Below are 17,204 nucleotides of genomic sequence, written 5' to 3'. Positions count from 1 at the left end.
ACATCGCTTCACCCGATCCCTGCATGCCCAGTAAGCCGTCGGCCAAAGGGGAGGCTGACTTGTCTCAGCGTCGAGCAGATCGGAGTGAGTCATGTCGGATCGTGAAGTTGGCACAGTCAAATGGTTCAACGACGCCAAGGGGTTTGGCTTCATCAGTCGTGAAAGCGGACCCGACGTCTTCGTGCATTTCAGGGCAATCAGCGGAACGGGTTTCCGCAGCCTCAAAGAGGGACAGAAGGTGAGCTTCAAGGTGGTGCAGGGCCAGAAAGGCCTGCAGGCCGATGAAGTGGCACCTGCTTGATCCAGGTATCGCTTGTTAATGAAAAAGGCCGGCGCAAGTCGGCCTTTTTCATTTAGCGGCCTTTTTCCCATGGAGTGGATTCACTAGCCTGCGTCGTTTCGCTTCAGCGGCAATCATCCATGTCCGTGCCTTTGCCTTCGACATCACCGTTGCCTGCTTGCGAAGCCCTGCCGGCACGAGCCCCGGACGGCGCGCAGGCGGAGGTGCTGTTGCAGTTGCCTGTGCGCACGCCTCGTTGCGTGATGTATTGGTTGCCGGCGCTGGGTGTGTCGGCCAGGCAGTACCTGCCGTTGGCGCAAGCGCTGGCCGAGGCAGGCGTGGCGATGGCGATCCACGAATGGCGAGGCATCGGCTCCAGCAATCGTCGCGCGGGACGGCATCAGAACTGGGGCTATCGCGAGTTGCTGCAGGACGACCTTCCCGCGGGCCTCGCGGCGGTGCGCGAGCGATTGCCCCATCAGGGCCTGCTGCTGGGTGGACACAGTCTTGGCGCGCAGCTGGCCTCGCTCCACGCCGCCATGCATCCGGACGCGGTGGGCGGCCTGGTGGTGGCTGCCAGCGGATCGCCGTACTGGCGACAATATCGTCACGGCGCATGGATCCGGCTGGCGTATGCCGCGGCACCGTGTCTTGCGCACGTGGTCGGGTATCTGCCGGGCAGGAAGATCGGTTTCGGCGGCAACGAAGCCCGTGGCGTGATCGACGACTGGGCGCGCAGCGGGCGCACCGGCCGTTATGCGGCCGTCGGCATGGCCGACGATCTCGAGCAACGCCTGGGCAGGCTGCAGATGCCCCTGCTGGCGCTGCGCTTTGCCGATGACTGGCTGGGTCCCGAGGCTTCGCTGTCGTGGCTGCTGGGAAAGATGCCCCGTGCGCAGGTCGATCGGCAGCTGCTGACGTCCAGCGACATGGACGGCCGGCCGGCGGATCACTTCGGTTGGATGAAGACGCCAGGGCCCGTCGCCGAACGCATCATCGCCTGGCTGTCCGGTTTGCCGTCGGCCTTGCGCCCTTGAAGCGGCCATCTGTCGCCGGCATGTGAAGCGGATCCTTATTCCGGACCCGTTCGATGAACCTCTTCACTCCTTTCGCCCAACGCAGCCTGTCCTTGCGCAATCGGCTGGTGATAGCGCCCATGTGCCAGTACTCGGCCACCGACGGCGTACCCGACGATTGGCATCTGGTGCATCTGGGCAGCCGTGCCGTGGGTGGAGCCGGCGCGGTGATCGTGGAAGCGACCGCCGTCTCCGCGGAAGGCCGTATTTCGGCGGGCGACGTCGGCCTGTGGAACGATGCGCAGCTGGCGGCCTGGCAGCCGATCACGCGCTTCATCACGACGCAGGGTGCCGTAGCCGGCGTGCAACTCGCCCATGCCGGCCGCAAGGCCAGCGTGCTGCCGCCATGGCAGGGCGGTCATCCGTTGGCGGCGGACGCGGGCGCCTGGCAGACCGTGGCGCCCTCGGCCGTCCCGTTCGACGCGCACTGGCATGTGCCGCAGGCGTTGGACGCCGCCGGCATCGCCAAGGTGGTCGCTGACTTCCGCGCGGCCGCGGTGCGCGCACTCGAGGCCGGCTTCCAGCTCATCGAGCTGCATGCTGCCCATGGCTACCTGCTGCACCAGTTCATCTCGCCACTGAGCAACCATCGCACCGACGAGTACGGCGGCAGCTTCGAGAACCGCACGCGCCTCGTGCGCGAAGTGATCGGCGCGGTGCGCGAGGTATGGCCCGAGCATCTGCCGTTGTGGCTGCGCATCTCCGCCACCGACTGGACCGAGGGCGGCTGGGATATCGAGCAGAGCGTGCAGCTCGCGCGGGACATCAAGTCACTCGGCGTCGATCTCATCGACACCTCCAGCGGCGGCCTGATTCCGCACGCGAAGATTCCCGTGTCGCCCGGCTACCAGGTGCCATTCGCGTCGCGCATCCGCCATGATGCGGGCATCGCGACCGGCGCCGTGGGGCTCATCACCGAATCCACACACGCCGCGCGCATCATCGACGAAGGTGCTGCCGACGTGGTGCTGATCGCGCGCGAAAGCCTGCGCGATCCGTACTTTCCGCGTCGTGCGGCCCAGGAACTGGGCATGCCGATCACCGCGCCGCTGCAATACCAGCGGGCGTGGTAACCAAAGGAACCGACATGGAACAACAGCCGATCTTGATCGATGGCCGCGTGCACGACCTGGGCGATGGCTTCAACGTGCGACGCCTGCTGCCGGTGCTGCAGGCGCGCCACGTGGGCCCATTCGTCTTCTTCGACTACATGGGGCCGGTGACCTTCCTGGAGGACAAGGGCATGGACGTGCGCCCGCATCCGCACATCGGGTTGGCCACCGTGACATGGTTGTTCGAAGGCGTGATCCGTCATCGCGACAGCATCGGCAGCATCGCCGACATTCGTCCTGGCGAAGTGAACTGGATGACGGCCGGTCGCGGCATCGTGCATTCCGAGCGCACGCCGCCGGAAGCGCGTGGCGGTGGCCAGCGCGCGCATGGCATCCAGGTGTGGGTGGCATTGCCGGAGAAGGACGCGGAAGTCGACCCGGAATTCCACCATCACGGCGCCGACGAACTGCCGCGCGTCGACCTGCCGGGTGCGAAGCTGGTGCTGATCGCCGGCTCGGGCTATGGCCAGCAGTCACCGGTGAAGGTCTTCGCGCCGATGTTCTTCATCGAGGCGACGCTGGAGGCGGGTGCCGAGTTGCCGTGGCCTGAGGATCACGTGGAACGCGGCGTATGCGTGGTGGACGGCGAAGTGGAGTGGGACGGCGTGATCGTGGCGCCGATGCAGGCCGCCGTGCAGGCCGGCCCCGATTCGCCGCCGCTGCGCGCACGCACGGCCAGCCGCGTGATGCTGTTCGGCGGCGCGCCGCTGGATGGCGAGCGCCACCTGTGGTGGAACTTCGTCGCCAGCAGCCGCGAGCGCATCGAACAGGCCAAGGCCGACTGGGCCGCGCAGCGAATGGGCAAGGTGATCGGCGACGAAGCGGAATACATCCCGCTGCCTGCGTGATGCTGCGGAAGCGCATGCATCGCCAGAGGAGCCGGATTAGGCTGTTGTCATCACGCCAAGGGTGAATGCATGTCCGGCTACGCCAGCTTCCGTGAGTTCTATCCGTTCTATCTGAACGAGCACAGCGATCGCCAATGCCGACGCATGCATTTCGTCGGCAGCACGCTGGTACTGGTGGTGATCGCGACGGCGCTGGTGACGGGCCATGCGTGGTGGCTCCTGGCAGCGCCGGTCGTGGGCTATGGCTTCGCCTGGATCGGGCATTACGTGTTCGAGAAGAACCGGCCCGCGACCTTCACCCATCCGCTTTACAGCCTGATGGGTGACTGGGTGATGTATTGGCAGATTTTGCAAGGCAAGATCAGGCTCTGACCAGCTGCTTTTGTAGGAACGCACCCAGTGCGCGATAAGCCTGCGGAGCGGCCACAATGAAACCCTGCGGTCGCGCACTGGGTGCGCTCCTACATCACGGCCAGGCCGCGTCAGCGGTATTGCTGATGGCAGGACTGGCAGGTCTCCGCGATCGGCTTGAGCACCGCGGCCAGCGCCTTGCAGTCGGCGGGCGCGGCATCCAGGGCGGCCTGGGTCTTGTCGTGCAGCTTGGCGGCCTCATCCAGGAAGGGTTGGTCGACACCCGGGAAAGCCTCGCCGATATCGGCCTGGGTCTGCAGCAGGCGCGTCAGGTGCTGGCGCATGGGCGCCGCTTCGCAGTGCTGGGCCTTGAGCGCCGCGCGCAGTTCGCCGGCATGGTGATCCATCAGCGACATCACCGAATGGGACAGCGGTTGATGCTGGCGGAGCGCGTTCAGGGCGAACACGGTGCCGAGGATGCCGATGAACAGGCCGAGCACGATCAGGAGGGCGGCGCGCATGCGTTGGATTTCCATGGAAAGGCACAAAGATGGCAAGCATAACGGGCTGCCTGCGCGGTGGCTCGCCTCCCGCTAAAATGCACGTTCTTCAAGACGTTGGTGGATTCCAGTGAAGCATCCCGATGGCACGGCCGGTGTGGCCGCGCATCATTCCCCCGGCAACGCGGCGGTGCGCGAGGTGCCGTTCCCGCGAGAGCGTTTTGCCGGCGTGGAGCGACTTTATGGCGTGGGCAGCGTCGACAGGCTGGCCCAGGCGCATGTGTGCGTGATCGGCATCGGCGGCGTGGGTTCGTGGGCGGCCGAGGCGCTGGCGCGCAGCGGCGTGGGGCATCTCACCCTGATCGACGCCGACGAGATCTGCGTCTCCAACACCAACCGCCAGTTGCACGCGCTGGATGGCGAATACGGCAAGTCCAAGGTCGGCGTGATCGAAAAGCGCCTGCGCGCGATCAATCCGGCGATCAAGATCGACGCGATCGAGCGTTTCCTCACCACCTCCACGCTGGACGAGTTGCTCGATCGCGGCTACGACGTGGTGCTGGACGCGTGCGATGCATTCCGCGTGAAGCTGGAAGCCATCGCCTGGTGCCGCCGCCGCAAGCTGCCGATGGTGACGGTGGGCTCGGCGGGCGGCCGTACCGATCCCACGCAGATCCGCGTGCGTGACCTGTCGCGCACCGAGCACGACGCCATGTTCAGCCTGATCCGCAAGAAGCTCCGTCAGGACTTCAACTTCCCGAAGAACCCCGACCGCTACTTCGGTGTGTCGGCGGTGTATTCGCTGCAGAACGTGCAGTACCCGCAGCCGGATGGCACGGTGTGCGGCACGCGGCCGCCGGTGGCCAATGGCACCGAGGCGTTGAATCTTGCCTGCGGCGGCGGCCTGGGCGCCGCCACGCACGTCACCGGCGCTTTCGCGTTCGCGGCGGTGGGACGGGTGATGGAACGACTGCTTCAGGGCGACAAGCAGGGATGAAAAAAGCGCCGGACATGCCGGCGCTTTCTTTGTGCCACAGGGTGACAGCGGCCTACCAACCCATGTAGTGGCCGCCGTTGATCGAGAGATTCGCGCCGGTGATCCACGCCGCTTCCTCGCCGGTGAGGAAGGCCACCGCATGGGCGATTTCCTCGGGCTTGCCGAGGCGGCCCACCGGGATCTGCGCAATGATCTTCTCGCGCACGTCCTCGGGTACGGCCATCACCATGTCGGTGCCGACGTAGCCGGGCGACACCGTGTTCACGGTGATGCCGAACTTGGCGTTTTCCTGAGCCAGCGAAATGGTGAAGCCGTGCATGCCGGCCTTCGCTGCGGCATAGTTGGCCTGGCCGTACTGGCCCTTCTGGCCGTTGATCGAGCTGATCTGCACGATGCGGCCCCACTTGTGCTGGCGCATGCTCTCGATCACCGGGCGCGTCACGTTGAAGCACGCGTTGAGGTTGGTGTTCACCACTTCCATCCACTGCGGATAGGTCATCTTGTGGAAGGTGGTGTCGCGCGTGATGCCGGCGTTGTTGACCAGGATCTCCACCGGGCCCATCGCGGCCTCGATGATGCGCACCATGGCTTCGCAGGAGTCGGGGTCCTTTACGTCGCCCGGCACCAGCATCACTTCGATGCCTTCCTTCGCCATCATCTCCTTCATCGCTTCCGCCTTGGCCTGGTCGCGATAGTTGGTGGCAACCCGATGCCCCTGGCGGGCGAGATACCGAATGATCGCGGTGCCGATTCCGCCCGTGCCGCCTGTGACCAATGCCGTGCGCTGCGTCATGCCTGTTCTCCGAAGTGACCGAATGCCCGTTCGCCCGTGCGTTGTGGGGCGTAGCCATGTGTAACCGCGCTACATGGCAAAACGTCTACGGAGCATACGCAAATTCCACGGCAACGTGCGGTGAGTTCGATAACGGAAGGCGGTTGCCGTTTAGGCGGCCATCCGTTCGCTGCAGTGCGGCAGCCGGGCGGGATCGAAATGACCGAGCGCGTGGGCAAGGAGATCGGCCGGCCGGGTGGCCGCCGGCGCAGCAGGCAGGTCGAGGAAGGCGAAGGCACGGCGCAGTGCCGGCATCGGATCGGTAGGGTCCACCGGATGGGCCTGTTCCGACTTGGAGAGCTTGCGGCCGCCGTCATCCAGCGCCAGCGGCAGGTGCAGGTAGGCAGGCGTGGGCAGGCCCAGGCAACGCTGCAGGAAGATCTGGCGTGGCGTGGAGTCGAGCAGGTCATACCCTCGCACGACCTCGGTGATGCCTTGGAAGGCGTCGTCCACGACGCAGGCGAGCTGGTAGGCGTAGTAGCCCTCGACCCGTCGGATCACGAAATCCCCGGCGGCGGTGCGCAGGTTTTGCAGCTGCGGGCCCTGCAGGCCGTCGTCAAAGCGGACATCCACGTCGGGCACCCGCAATCGCCAGGCTGGCTGCCGGTCCGGCTGGGGCGCGGCCAGGCAACGTCCGTCCAGGTGCAGGCCGCCGGCGAGGTCGTTGCGGCTGCACCAGCAGGGAAACACCCGGTCCGCCGCCTTCAGCTGTTCGAACGCGGCGTCGTAGGCCGGTTGGCGAGTGGACTGGAACAGTACCGGAGCATCGGCCGCCAGCCCGAAGGCGGGCAGGGCGGCCAGGATGCTCTCGGCGGAGCCCGGCATTTCACGCGGCGGATCGATGTCCTCCACCCGCAGCAGCCATTCCCCGCCCGCGTGGCGTGCGCACAGCCAGCTACCCACCGCGGCGACGAGTGAACCGAAATGCAAATGGCCGGTCGGAGAAGGAGCGAAACGTCCGCGATAGGTCATCCGTTCATTGTACGGAGGAAGCTCTCCCTTGTAGGAGCGCACCTAGTGCGCGACCGCAGAGTCACGGCGTCCCGCTCCGTAGGCTTTTCGCGCACTGGGTGCGCTCCTACAGAAAGGCAGGCCTTGAAACCGCAAGATTTCGCCACGATCCTTGGGTGACGGCGAAAGCCGTCTGTGTTCCTTCATGACTGCCAAAGAGACAGCCATGCGTCGCATCGCATTGTTCCTGCTTACCAATATTGCCGTCCTGTTCCTGCTGAGCATCGTCTGCCACCTGTTTGGCGTCGACCAGTGGGCCGCCGCCCGTGGTTACGGCGGCATGGGAGGCCTGCTGATCTATGCCGCCGTGTTCGGCATGGGCGGCGCGTTCATCTCGCTGGCCATGTCCAAGTGGATGGCGAAGATGTCCACCGGCGCCCGTGTGATCGAGCAGCCGCAGAACGAGGCGGAGCGCTGGCTGGTCGATACCGTGCGGCGCCATGCGCAGAACGCCGGCATCGGCATGCCCGAGGTCGCGATCTACGACGCGCCTGAAATGAACGCCTTCGCCACCGGCATGACCAAGAACAGCTCGCTGGTCGCGGTGAGCACGGGCCTGTTGCAGCAGATGGATCGCGAGCAGGTGTCGGCCGTGCTGGGCCATGAAATCGGCCACGTCGCCAACGGCGACATGGTGACGCTGACCTTGATCCAGGGCGTGGTGAACACGCTGGTGATCGTGGCGGCACGCGTGGTTGGCCGGCTGGTCGACAGCTGGCTGTCGGGCGGACGTGACCGCGACGGCGGTGGCGGCATCGGCTATTTCGTGTCGGTGATGGTGCTGCAGCTGGTGTTCGGCCTGTTCGCTTCGATGATCGTGATGGCCTTCTCGCGCTGGCGCGAATTCCGCGCGGACGCGGCCGGAGCCAAGCTGGCCGGCCGTGGCGCGATGATCTCCGCCCTGCAGCGCTTGCAGGTGCAGCACGGCGAAAGCACCTTGCCGCAGACCATTGCCGCGTTCGGCATCTCCGGCCACCTGGCCACGGGCTTCAAGCGCCTGTTCATGAGCCATCCGCCGCTGGAAGAGCGCATCGCCGCGCTGCAGGGTTCGGCTAACACCTGATCGTCTTCACCCGCCTTCCCGGCGAAGGCGGGTAGCCTGAGGGGCCGACTTGTCGGCCCCTTCGTTTGTGTATCTTTCTCTCTTGACTGACTTTCGAACGAGCCTTTCCGTATGACGAACGCCACGCCCGAAACCCGCAAATTCGAAGCCGAAGTCGCCCAGGTGCTGCACCTGGTCACGCACTCGCTGTACTCGCACAAGGAGATCTTCCTGCGCGAGTTGATCTCCAACGCCTCCGACGCTTGCGACAAGCTGCGCTTCGAGTCGCTCGCCCATCCTGATCTGATCACCGGCGATGGCGAACTGCAGATCCAGGTGAGCTGGGACGCCGACGCCCGCACCGTCACCGTGCGCGACAACGGCATTGGCATGACGCGCGACGAAGTGGTGGCCAACATCGGCACCATCGCCAGCTCCGGCACGCGTCGCTTCCTCGAGGCGATGAGCGCCGAGCAGAAGACCGACGCGCGCCTGATCGGCCAGTTCGGCGTGGGTTTCTATTCCTCCTTCGTGGTGGCCGATCGCGTCACCGTGCTGAGCCGTCGCGCCGACCAGCCCGCGGGCGAAGGCGTGAAGTGGGAAAGCGACGGCAAGGGCGAATACAGCCTGGCCCAGGTCGATCTGCCGGAGCGCGGTACCGCCGTGATCCTGCATCTGAAGGCAGACGAAGACGAGTTCCTCAAGGGCTGGGAACTGCGTTCGCTGATCCGCAAGTACTCCGACCACGTGGCTTTCCCGATCCGCATGCCGAAGGAGCAGGACGGCAAGCCGACCGACGAGTGGGAAACCGTCAACGACGCGTCGGCCCTGTGGGCCAAGCCGCGCAACGAGATTTCCGACGAGGACTACCAGAGCTTCTACAAGTCGCTCGGCCACGACTTCAACGACGCGCTCGCGTGGACGCACAACCGCGTCGAAGGCAGCCAGAGCTTCACCACGCTGCTCTATCTCCCCGAGCAGCCGCCGTTCGACCTGATGATGGGCGGGCGTGACGAACGCAAGGGCCTCAAGCTCTATATCAAGCGCGTCTTCATCATGGACGCCGCGGAAGAACTGCTGCCGAACTACCTGCGTTTCGTGCGTGGCGTAGTGGATGCGGACGACCTGCCACTCAACGTGAGCCGCGAGATCCTGCAGCACAACCGCCAGCTGGAGCGCATCCGCGCCGCCTGCGTGAAGCGCGTGCTCGACCTCATCGAGAAGCTGGCGCGCGATGAGCCGGAGAAGTTCGCCACGTTCTACAAGTCCTTCGGCAATACATTGAAGGAAGGCATCGTGGAAGACGCCGGCAATCGCGAGCGCATCGCCAAGCTGCTGCGCTTCGCCTCGACCAAGGGCGACGGCGCCGGGCAGGCCGTGTCGCTGGACGACTACATCGGCCGCATGGACGTGGGACAGGACACGATCTGGTACATCACCGCGGACAGCTACACCGCCGCGCTGGGCAGCCCGCAGCTTGAGGCGTTCAAGGCTAAGGGCATCGAAGTGCTGTTGATGTTCGATCGTGTCGACGAGTGGATGCTGGGCAGCCTCAACGAGTACGCCGGCAAGAAGCTGCGCAACGTCGCCAAGGGCGAGCTGCCGCTGGACGAAGCCGGCAAGAAGCAGCAGGAAGAAGCCAGCAAGGCGGCCGAGCCGCTGCTCAAGAAGCTCAAGGAGCTGCTGGGCGATCGCGTGAACGAGGTGCGTGTGTCCGCACGTCTCACCGATTCGCCGTCGTGCCTGGCGCTGTCCGATTTTGAAATGGCGCCGCATCTTGCACGACTGCTGCGCGAGGCCGGCCACGAGATGCCCGAGAGCAAGCCGACGCTGGAGATCAATCCGCAGCATCCGTTGCTCAAGCGCGTGGAAAGCGAGAGCGATACGGCCAAGGCTGGCGATCTCGCCAACCTGCTGCTCGATCAGGCGGAGATCGCCGCGGGTGCGCAATTGCCGGATCCGGCGGCTTTCGTGCAGCGATTGAATCGTCTGATCGTGGGGTAACACGCAGCGGGCAACGGTTCACCGCGGTGAAGTCCAGTGTCCTTGCACCTCGGCGCGGGGCACCTGACGAGCCGATGTGGTTCCTGCTTCTGCAAAAGGCATCACGCCAACGGCCGCTATACTGCGGCCGTTTCTTTTCATGGGACGTCCATGAGCGCATTGCTCCTGCTATTTGCCTGCCTGGTGCTTGGCGCGCTGGTTGCGCGCTATGCCAAGCCGCCCAGTGGCACCGTTCATGGCATCAACTGGTGGGTGCTCCGCGTCGCGCTGCCGGCGCTGGTGCTGGACCTGGTGCCCAAGGTGAAGGTGGACACGCAGCTGTGGTTTCCCGTGGCGGCGATGTGGGTCGTGTTCTTCGGTGCGTGGCTGCTGTTCGCCGTGTTGGGCCGCCTGCTGAACTGGTCGCGCGGGCGCATCGGCGCACTCACCTTGGTATGCGGGTTGGGCAACACGTCGTTCATGGGCTACCCCATGATGCAGGCGCTGCACGGCAAGGAAGGTCTCGCGTTGGCCGTCGTGGCGGACCAGCTCGGTTGCTTCCCGTTGCTTGCTTCGGCGGGTGTTGCGGTCGCCGCATGGTATTCGGGCAAGACCCCGCAGCCGGCGGCAATCGCCCGCCGTATTTTGACGTTTCCCGCCTTCATCGCCCTGGTAGTCGGCGGCATCGTTGGCGCCCTGGGCGGGTGGTCGGACATGCTCGAAGGCGTGCTTGCGCCGATCGGCGCTACGTTGACGCCGCTCGCGCTGTTCTCGGTGGGCCTGCAGTTCAAGTTCCATCTCGGTGAACGCCAGTTGCTCCCGCTTTCGCTGGGGCTCGGCTGGAAGCTGTTGCTCGCGCCGCTGGCGTCGCTGGCGCTGGGCCTGGCTGCCGGCGTAGGTGGCCTGACGCTCACCGTGGGTGTGTTGCAGGCCGCCATGGCACCGATGATTTCGGCGGCCATTCTCGCCGACGAGCACCGCTTGGAGCCAACGTTGGCCAATACGATTCTCGGTGCAGGCATCGTGCTGTCGCTGGTCACGATCCCGTTGGGCAACCTATGGATGGGCGGATAGGCGATGGATCTTCTGGCGCATTTGATCGACCTCGAAACGCAGCTGCATCGGCAGGAGGTGCGCGCGGATGCGGACGCGTTGCGGGCGCTGATCGCTGATGACTTTTTTGAGTTCGGCGTGTCGGGCACGGTGTGGACGCGTGAATCGGTGATCGATGCCTTGAGGGACGAAGCGTTTTCGCCACGCGAGGCCATGGACTTTCGCCTGACCTTGCTTGCGGAAGACGTGGCGCTGTTGACGTATCGCGCACACCGCGGCGCCACGCCGCTGCGTCCCGCCGCCGATTCGCTGCGCAGTTCCATATGGCGGCTGCGTGACGGGCGCTGGCGGATGATGTTCCATCAGGGGACGGTGCTTTAGCGGGGACCCTGCTGTTGGCGGCTGTGGAGGTTCGTCTTCACCGCTCCGTCGGCTTATCGCGCACTGGCTGCGCTCCTACAGGCAAGGCCGTAGGGTTTCGGTGCGCCTTTTGTAGGAGCCCACCCAGTGGGCGACCGCGACGCCTCGTCTTCAACGCTCCGTTGGCTTATCGCGCACTGGGTGCGCTCCTACAGGCGAGGCCGCAGGGTTTTGGTGCCCCTTTTTGTAGGAGCCCACCCAGTGGGCGACCGCGGCGCCTCGCTTCACCGCTCCGTTGGCTTATTGCGCACTGGGTGCGCTCCTACAGGCGAGGCCGCAGGGTTTCGGTGCTTTTTTGTAGGAGCCCGCCCAGTGGGCGACCGCGGCGCTTCGTTTTCACCGCTCCGTCGGCTTATCGCGCACTGGCTGCGCTCCTACAGGCGAGGCCGCAGGGTTTTTTGTAGGAGCCCACCCAGTGGGCGACCGCGGCGCCTCGCTTCACCGCTCCGTTGGCTTATTGCGCACTGGGTGCGCTCCTACACCAAAGCGGGCCCATGGATGCGGAGAGACGTGGATGGGTGACAATGGGCCCATGTCATCCGCTCCATCTCCTCATGCACCAACGGTGCGCGCCGACGTCTGGCTCTGGGCCGCGCGTTTCTTCAAGACCCGCAGCCTGGCCAAGCAGGCCATCGATGGCGGCAAGATCGACCTCAACGATGCCAGCTGCAAACCGGCCAAGGCGGTGCACGTCGGGGACGTGTTTCGCATCAGCCGGGGCGAGGAGCGACTGGAGGTCGAGGTGCTGGCGCTGTCCGAAAAACGTGGACCGGCGCCGGTAGCGCAGGGGCTCTACCGCGAAAGCGAAGCCAGCGTGAAGGCTCGCGAAGAAGCGAAGGCGCAGCGCAAGCTGGTCGGCGCGATGGCCCCTCCAGGCCGTCCGGACAAGCAGGCACGTCGAGAATTGCGACGGCTTAAGGATTCCATGTGAGTCGCCCATCGCAGAACGCGGCTGCGTTCTGCGGGAGCATCTCCCTCCAAGAGCCGCGAAAAGACGGCTCTCCTTGGACGGTGCTGGGAGGACGACGATGACGGGCTTGACCTTTCTGAAGCGATGGCTGGGCGGTGCGGCGCAGGAGCCGGCACCGGAGGCGATGCGCAAGACGACGCTCGGTGCGCGGGTGCTGGTGGTGGATGATTCGCCCACGATCCGCGCGGTGCTCGGGCGCATGCTCGAAGTCGATGGCTACGAGGTCGTGCGGGCGGCCGATGGCGAGACCGCGCTGGAGATGGCGCGATCGGAGCCGCCGGCAATGATCTTCCTCGACATCGTGCTGCCCGGCATGAACGGGTTTTCCGTGCTGCGCTCGCTGCGCCACGACGCGGCAACCCAGCACATCCCGATCGTGATGATCAGCGGCAACCAGCAGGCGACCGAGCAGTTCTACGTGCAGCGTTTCGGTGCCGACGACTTCATCAGCAAGCCGTTTGGCCATGCCGAGGTGGCGCGCAGCATCGATCGCCTGGTGCAGCAGGAACGCCTCCCTGTGCGCGACCTTGCCAAGGTGGTGAGCCTCCCCGTGCCGGTGGAAACCATTCCAGCCATGCTGGCGAACGCGACCAGCGAGCGGCCCGAGAGCGGCAGCGTGCCCGAGCTCGCGGCCTGACGATTCCGGCGTGCCGTCAACGGAAAGGGCGACCATCCCAGGATGGCCGCCCTTCGTTTTTTGACGCTGTGCCTGTCGATCAGGCCAGGTCGAAGCGGTCCAGGTTCATCACCTTGGTCCAGGCCGCGACGAAGTCACGGACGAACTTCTCCTTGGCGTCGGTGCTGCCGTAGACCTCGGCCAGTGCGCGCAGCTGCGAGTTGGAACTGAAGACGAGATCGACGCGCATGGCCGTCCAGCGCGGTGCGCCGCTCTTGCGGTCGCGGCCTTCGAACAGCTCGCCGCCTTCCGCCGCCTTCCACTCCGTGCCCATGTCGAGCAGGTTCACGAAGAAGTCGTTGCTGAGCGTTCCCGGCTGCTCGGTGAAGACGCCCTGCCTGCCATGGCCGACGTTGGTGTCCAGCACGCGCATGCCACCCACCAGCACGGTCATCTCCGGCGCCGTCAGCGTGAGCAGCTGGGCCTTGTTCACCAGCAACTTCTCGGCAGGCACGCTGTAGCGGCCCTTGAGGAAGTTGCGGAACCCGTCCGCCAGCGGCTCGAGCACCTCGAACGATTCCACGTCGGTCTGTTCCTGCGAGGCATCCATGCGGCCCGGCGAGAACGGTACGGTGACCGTGACGCCCGCGTTCTTGGCGGCCTGCTCGACGGCGGCGTTGCCGCCGAGCACGATGAGGTCGGCGAGCGAGACCTTCTTGCCGCCTGATGCGCTGCCGTTGAAGTCGCGCTGGACGCCTTCCAGCGCCTTCAGCACCTTGGCCAACTGCTGGGGTTCGTTGGCGGCCCAATCCTTCTGGGGCGCGAGGCGGATGCGCGCGCCATTCGCGCCGCCGCGCTTGTCGGAGCCGCGGAAGGTGGAGGCCGAGGCCCACGCCGTGGAGACGAGTTCAGGGATGGATACGCCCGAGGCAAGGATCTTCGCCTTGAGCGACGCGATGTCCTTGTCGTCGACCAGCGGATGGTCGAGCGCGGGGATCGGGTCCTGCCAGATGAAGTCCTGCTTGGGAACCTCGGGGCCGAGGTAGCGGGAACGCGGCCCCATGTCGCGATGGGTCAGCTTGAACCAGGCGCGCGCAAAGGCATCGGCAAACTCTTCCGGATGCTGGTGGAAGCGCCGCGAGATCTTCTCGTAGGCCGGATCGACGCGCAGCGAGAGGTCCGTGGTCAGCATGGTCGGTGCGTGCTTCTTCGACGGATCGTGGGCGTCCGGAATCACGCCTGCGCCGGCGCCGTTCTTCGGCGTCCACTGGTGGGCGCCGGCCGGGCTCTTGGTGAGCTCCCATTCGAAGCCGAACAGGTTGTCGAAGAAGTAGTTGCTCCACTTCGTCGGCGTTTGCGACCAGGTCACTTCCAGTCCGCTGGTGATCGTGTCGCCGCCCTTGCCGCTGCGGAAGCTGCTGCGCCAGCCGAGGCCGTGGTCCTCGATGCCGGCGGCTTCGGGCTCCGGGCCCACATGCGTGGCAGGGCCCGCGCCATGCGTCTTGCCGAAGGTGTGGCCGCCCGCGATAAGCGCGACGGTCTCCTCGTCGTCCATGGCCATGCGGCCGAAGGTGTCGCGGATGTCGTGCGCCGCGGCCGCCGGGTCCGGATGGCCGTCGGGGCCTTCGGGGTTCACGTAGATCAGGCCCATCTGGACGGCAGCCAGCGGGTTCTCCAGGCGGCGCCCGTGGTCGGTGCGGCTGGTCTCGCTGCCATGCAGCTCTTTCTCCGCGACCAGCACGGCTTCGTCCTGGCCACCCGGACCCTTGCCGTAGCGAACGTCGCCGCCCAGCCAGGTTTTCTCGTTGCCCCAGTAAACGTCCTCGTCGGGCTCCCACACGTCGGCGCGGCCGCCGCCGAAGCCCAGCGTCTTGAAGCCCATCGACTCCAGGGCGACGTTGCCGGTCAGCACCAGCAGGTCGGCCCAGGAAAGCTTGCGGCCGTATTTCTGCTTGATCGGCCACAGCAGGCGGCGGGCCTTGTCGAGGTTGGCGTTGTCAGGCCAGCTGTTGAGCGGCGCGAAACGCTGCTGGCCGCTGCCGGCGCCACCGCGTCCGTCACCGATGCGATAGGTGCCGGCCGCATGCCAGGCCATGCGGATGAAGAGCGGGCCGTAATGCCCGAAGTCGGCCGGCCACCACTCCTGCGAGTCGGTCATCAGCGCGTGCAGGTCCTGCTTCACGGAGGCGAAGTCGAGTGTCTTGAATTCCTTGCGGTAATCGAAATCCTCGCCCATGGGGTCGGTCCTTTCCGAGTGCTGGGAAAGGATCTTCAGGTTGAGCTGGTTCGGCCACCAATCACGGTTCGTGGTGCCGGAGCCGGCGGTACTGTGGAACGGGCATTTCATTTGGGCTGACATGGGGGCTCTACCTTTGGCCGCGGTGATTCAGCAACCCGGACCTTGGGGAATCCGGGCATGGAAATGATGAGAGGTATTGCGTGCGGGCGCGCAGGGCTCGTCGGCGTGGCGATCGTCCGAACCGCGGCGCTTGCGGCACCAGGCGGGACACGGGACTGACGCGGTGGTTTCCCATGACTGCATTTCCTAGCAACAGGGAATGGCTGGCGACGGCTGGCTTGCAACCGAATGTACGCAGGTCGTGCCTGCGGGTGAATTCGATTGTTTTGATGCTTTCCATAGATGAGGGCTATGGGATGCCGTGTGCGCATGGCTCAGCTCGGCAAGTTCGCCTTCTGCCTGGTGATGACGGTGTGACGACGCGACCTGAACGTCTGCGACGAGCGCTTCACGCCAGCCCGACGGGACCTTATCGACGATTTACCGCAGTGAATACGCGTGGAGGCCGGCCATGGCCGAGTCAATCGAAGAAGGTTCGCTGGTGTTCGTCGCCGATGGCGAAGACGGTGTCGGCGCGGTGCGGCGTCTGTTGCCGGAAGAGAACGCGGTCATTGTCTACATCGAGAACTCGGGCGACTTCCTGATACCCGCCAGCGGCGTGCGAGCCGTGCATGCAGGCAAGGTCATGCTCGATCTCGATCACCTCTCGCGCCCCGTGCTCGAAGCGATCGGCCGGGCGCGCAAATCGGAATATCCGCACTGATCATGTTGCCGTGCTGCGTCGCCGCGCCGTGGTCTTGCGCGTCGATACGCGCGTCCTGCTTCGTGGCTCTTCCGCAAGCTGCACCCATGCGGGTGCGTGATCGCTCGCCTTGCTTTCGCCGCGCACCCAGCGGTCGACGCCCGCCTTCGTCATGCGCTCGGCCAAGGCAGGCGACAGCAGCAGGTGATCGATGCGAAGCCCGGCGTTGCGTGGCCAGTGCTGCCGGAAGTAATCCCAGAACGTGTAGATCCGCTCGTCGGGAAAGCGCGCACGCAAGGCATCGGTCCAGCCTTGTGCCAGCAGCTTGCGATAGCGCTCGCGTGTTTCCGGTTGCAGCAGCGCATCGTGGCGCCAGGATGCAGGGTTGTAGATGTCCTCGTCGGTGGGCACGACGTTGAAGTCGCCGGCGAGCACCACCGGTTCGCCGCTCTTGAGCAGCCGCTTCGCATAGCGGTTGAAGCGATCGAACCAGGCAAGCTTGTAGTCGAACTTGGGCCCGGGCTGCGGATTGCCATTGGGCAGATAGAGACAGCCGACGATCACGCCTCGCGCTTCCGCTTCGATGTAGCGGCTGTGCGTATCCTCGGCGCCGCCCGGCAGGCCGCGGCGGCGCTCTTTCGGCGTTTCGCCCTTCGCCAGGATGGCCACGCCGTTCCATGCACTCTGGCCATGCCACACGGCGTCGTAGCCGGCATCGCGGATGGCTTCGATGGGAAACGCTTCATCGGTCGCCTTTAATTCCTGCAGGCAGGCGATATCCGGTGCTTCGCGCTCCAGCCATGCGAGCAGGTTCGGCAGGCGGGCGCGGATGCCGTTGATGTTGAACGTCGCGAGCGTGAGCGTCATGCGAAAAATCCACGCGTCGTTGGGTATCGGCAATGTCGCTTGGCACGCGTCATTCGAGTGTGAGCTTGCGCAGCGTGGCGGCGTGCATCGCCGCCACTGGCAAGCTCAGCCACATGCGCGAACAGCATGAGTGAAATCCGCCACGGCAGTGGCCGCTTAAGAAGAGGGCTTGTTGCGCCGGTCTCCGAAGGAGACGGTTCGAGCA

18 protein-coding genes are annotated in these 17,204 nt (G+C 65.5%); 13 read left to right on the top strand and 5 right to left on the bottom strand.

Going from position 1 to position 17,204, the window contains the following annotated elements:
• Window positions 1-91 precede the first annotated feature (91 nt).
• From CA260_RS14465 to CA260_RS14445, 5 genes are all read left to right on the top strand, one after another.
• Window positions 92-301 carry a cold-shock protein gene (locus CA260_RS14465; protein WP_038616299.1) on the top strand — a complete coding sequence of 70 codons (210 nt, stop codon included), beginning with the start codon at window positions 92-94 and terminating at the stop codon, window positions 299-301.
• A gap of 119 nt (window positions 302-420) precedes the next feature.
• Window positions 421-1,317, top strand: a complete 897-nt coding sequence (locus CA260_RS14460) for an alpha/beta hydrolase family protein (RefSeq protein WP_111983762.1) — start codon at window positions 421-423, stop codon at window positions 1,315-1,317.
• 53 nt (window positions 1,318-1,370) lie between these two features.
• Window positions 1,371-2,429 carry an NADH:flavin oxidoreductase/NADH oxidase gene (locus CA260_RS14455; protein WP_111983761.1) on the top strand — a complete coding sequence of 353 codons (1,059 nt, stop codon included), beginning with the start codon at window positions 1,371-1,373 and terminating at the stop codon, window positions 2,427-2,429.
• Between the two features lie 14 nt (window positions 2,430-2,443).
• A complete protein-coding gene (locus CA260_RS14450; RefSeq protein WP_111983760.1) occupies window positions 2,444-3,316 on the top strand; it encodes a pirin family protein in 873 nt (290 codons plus the stop codon).
• Window positions 3,317-3,385: 69 nt separating this feature from the next.
• A complete protein-coding gene (locus tag CA260_RS14445; RefSeq protein ID WP_111983759.1) occupies window positions 3,386-3,688 on the top strand; it encodes a DUF962 domain-containing protein in 303 nt (100 codons plus the stop codon).
• Window positions 3,689-3,798: 110 nt separating this feature from the next.
• Here the strand turns inward: CA260_RS14445 and CA260_RS14440 are convergent, their stop codons facing one another.
• The gene (locus CA260_RS14440) at window positions 3,799-4,188 is read right to left on the bottom strand and encodes a cytochrome c (protein ID WP_111983758.1); all 390 of its coding nucleotides are present in this window, start codon (window positions 4,186-4,188) and stop codon (window positions 3,799-3,801) included.
• Window positions 4,189-4,324: 136 nt separating this feature from the next.
• Here CA260_RS14440 and CA260_RS14435 point away from each other — a divergent pair, with 136 nt between their 5' ends.
• Window positions 4,325-5,164 carry a tRNA threonylcarbamoyladenosine dehydratase gene (locus CA260_RS14435; RefSeq protein ID WP_425479749.1) on the top strand — a complete coding sequence of 280 codons (840 nt, stop codon included), beginning with the start codon at window positions 4,325-4,327 and terminating at the stop codon, window positions 5,162-5,164.
• Window positions 5,165-5,216: 52 nt separating this feature from the next.
• Here CA260_RS14435 and phbB read toward each other — a convergent pair whose 3' ends face one another.
• Both phbB and gluQRS read right to left on the bottom strand, forming a co-directional pair.
• Window positions 5,217-5,957, bottom strand: a complete 741-nt coding sequence (gene phbB / locus CA260_RS14430) for an acetoacetyl-CoA reductase (RefSeq protein ID WP_111983757.1) — start codon at window positions 5,955-5,957, stop codon at window positions 5,217-5,219.
• A 150-nt stretch (window positions 5,958-6,107) separates the two neighbouring features.
• Entirely contained in the window at window positions 6,108-6,968 is an 861-nt protein-coding gene (gluQRS, locus tag CA260_RS14425) for a tRNA glutamyl-Q(34) synthetase GluQRS (RefSeq protein ID WP_111983756.1), read from the bottom strand.
• A gap of 205 nt (window positions 6,969-7,173) precedes the next feature.
• Between gluQRS and htpX the strand changes: the two genes are divergently transcribed.
• The 6 genes from htpX to CA260_RS14395 all read left to right on the top strand — a co-directional run bounded on the left by htpX (window position 7,174) and on the right by CA260_RS14395 (window position 13,112).
• Window positions 7,174-8,070 (top strand): protease HtpX, encoded by an 897-nt coding sequence (gene htpX, locus CA260_RS14420; protein WP_111983755.1) that lies wholly within the window; start codon window positions 7,174-7,176, stop codon window positions 8,068-8,070.
• 111 nt (window positions 8,071-8,181) lie between these two features.
• Window positions 8,182-10,053 carry a molecular chaperone HtpG gene (gene htpG, locus CA260_RS14415; RefSeq protein WP_111983754.1) on the top strand — a complete coding sequence of 624 codons (1,872 nt, stop codon included), beginning with the start codon at window positions 8,182-8,184 and terminating at the stop codon, window positions 10,051-10,053.
• Window positions 10,054-10,203: 150 nt separating this feature from the next.
• Window positions 10,204-11,106 carry an AEC family transporter gene (locus CA260_RS14410; protein WP_172461857.1) on the top strand — a complete coding sequence of 301 codons (903 nt, stop codon included), beginning with the start codon at window positions 10,204-10,206 and terminating at the stop codon, window positions 11,104-11,106.
• A gap of 3 nt (window positions 11,107-11,109) precedes the next feature.
• Window positions 11,110-11,466 (top strand): DUF4440 domain-containing protein, encoded by a 357-nt coding sequence (locus CA260_RS14405; protein ID WP_111983753.1) that lies wholly within the window; start codon window positions 11,110-11,112, stop codon window positions 11,464-11,466.
• A 571-nt stretch (window positions 11,467-12,037) separates the two neighbouring features.
• Window positions 12,038-12,436, top strand: coding sequence for an RNA-binding S4 domain-containing protein (locus tag CA260_RS14400; protein WP_111983752.1), 399 nt, complete (start codon window positions 12,038-12,040; stop codon window positions 12,434-12,436).
• 97 nt (window positions 12,437-12,533) lie between these two features.
• Window positions 12,534-13,112 carry a response regulator gene (locus tag CA260_RS14395; protein ID WP_111983751.1) on the top strand — a complete coding sequence of 193 codons (579 nt, stop codon included), beginning with the start codon at window positions 12,534-12,536 and terminating at the stop codon, window positions 13,110-13,112.
• A gap of 79 nt (window positions 13,113-13,191) precedes the next feature.
• On the opposite strand, the gene katG is transcribed toward CA260_RS14395, so the two are convergent.
• Window positions 13,192-15,450, bottom strand: coding sequence for a catalase/peroxidase HPI (gene katG, locus CA260_RS14390; protein WP_111983750.1), 2,259 nt, complete (start codon window positions 15,448-15,450; stop codon window positions 13,192-13,194).
• Window positions 15,451-15,901: 451 nt separating this feature from the next.
• Here katG and CA260_RS14385 point away from each other — a divergent pair, with 451 nt between their 5' ends.
• Window positions 15,902-16,153 carry a hypothetical protein gene (locus CA260_RS14385; protein WP_111983749.1) on the top strand — a complete coding sequence of 84 codons (252 nt, stop codon included), beginning with the start codon at window positions 15,902-15,904 and terminating at the stop codon, window positions 16,151-16,153.
• Here CA260_RS14385 and xth read toward each other — a convergent pair whose 3' ends face one another.
• A complete protein-coding gene (xth, locus tag CA260_RS14380) occupies window positions 16,154-16,999 on the bottom strand; it encodes an exodeoxyribonuclease III (RefSeq protein ID WP_111983748.1) in 846 nt (281 codons plus the stop codon).
• Window positions 17,000-17,204 lie beyond the last annotated feature (205 nt).

It is taken from the genome of Dyella jiangningensis, assembly GCF_003264855.1.
Classification (GTDB): Bacteria; Pseudomonadota; Gammaproteobacteria; order Xanthomonadales; family Rhodanobacteraceae; genus Dyella; species Dyella jiangningensis_C.
This window is presented reverse-complemented; position numbering and strand designations above follow the sequence as displayed.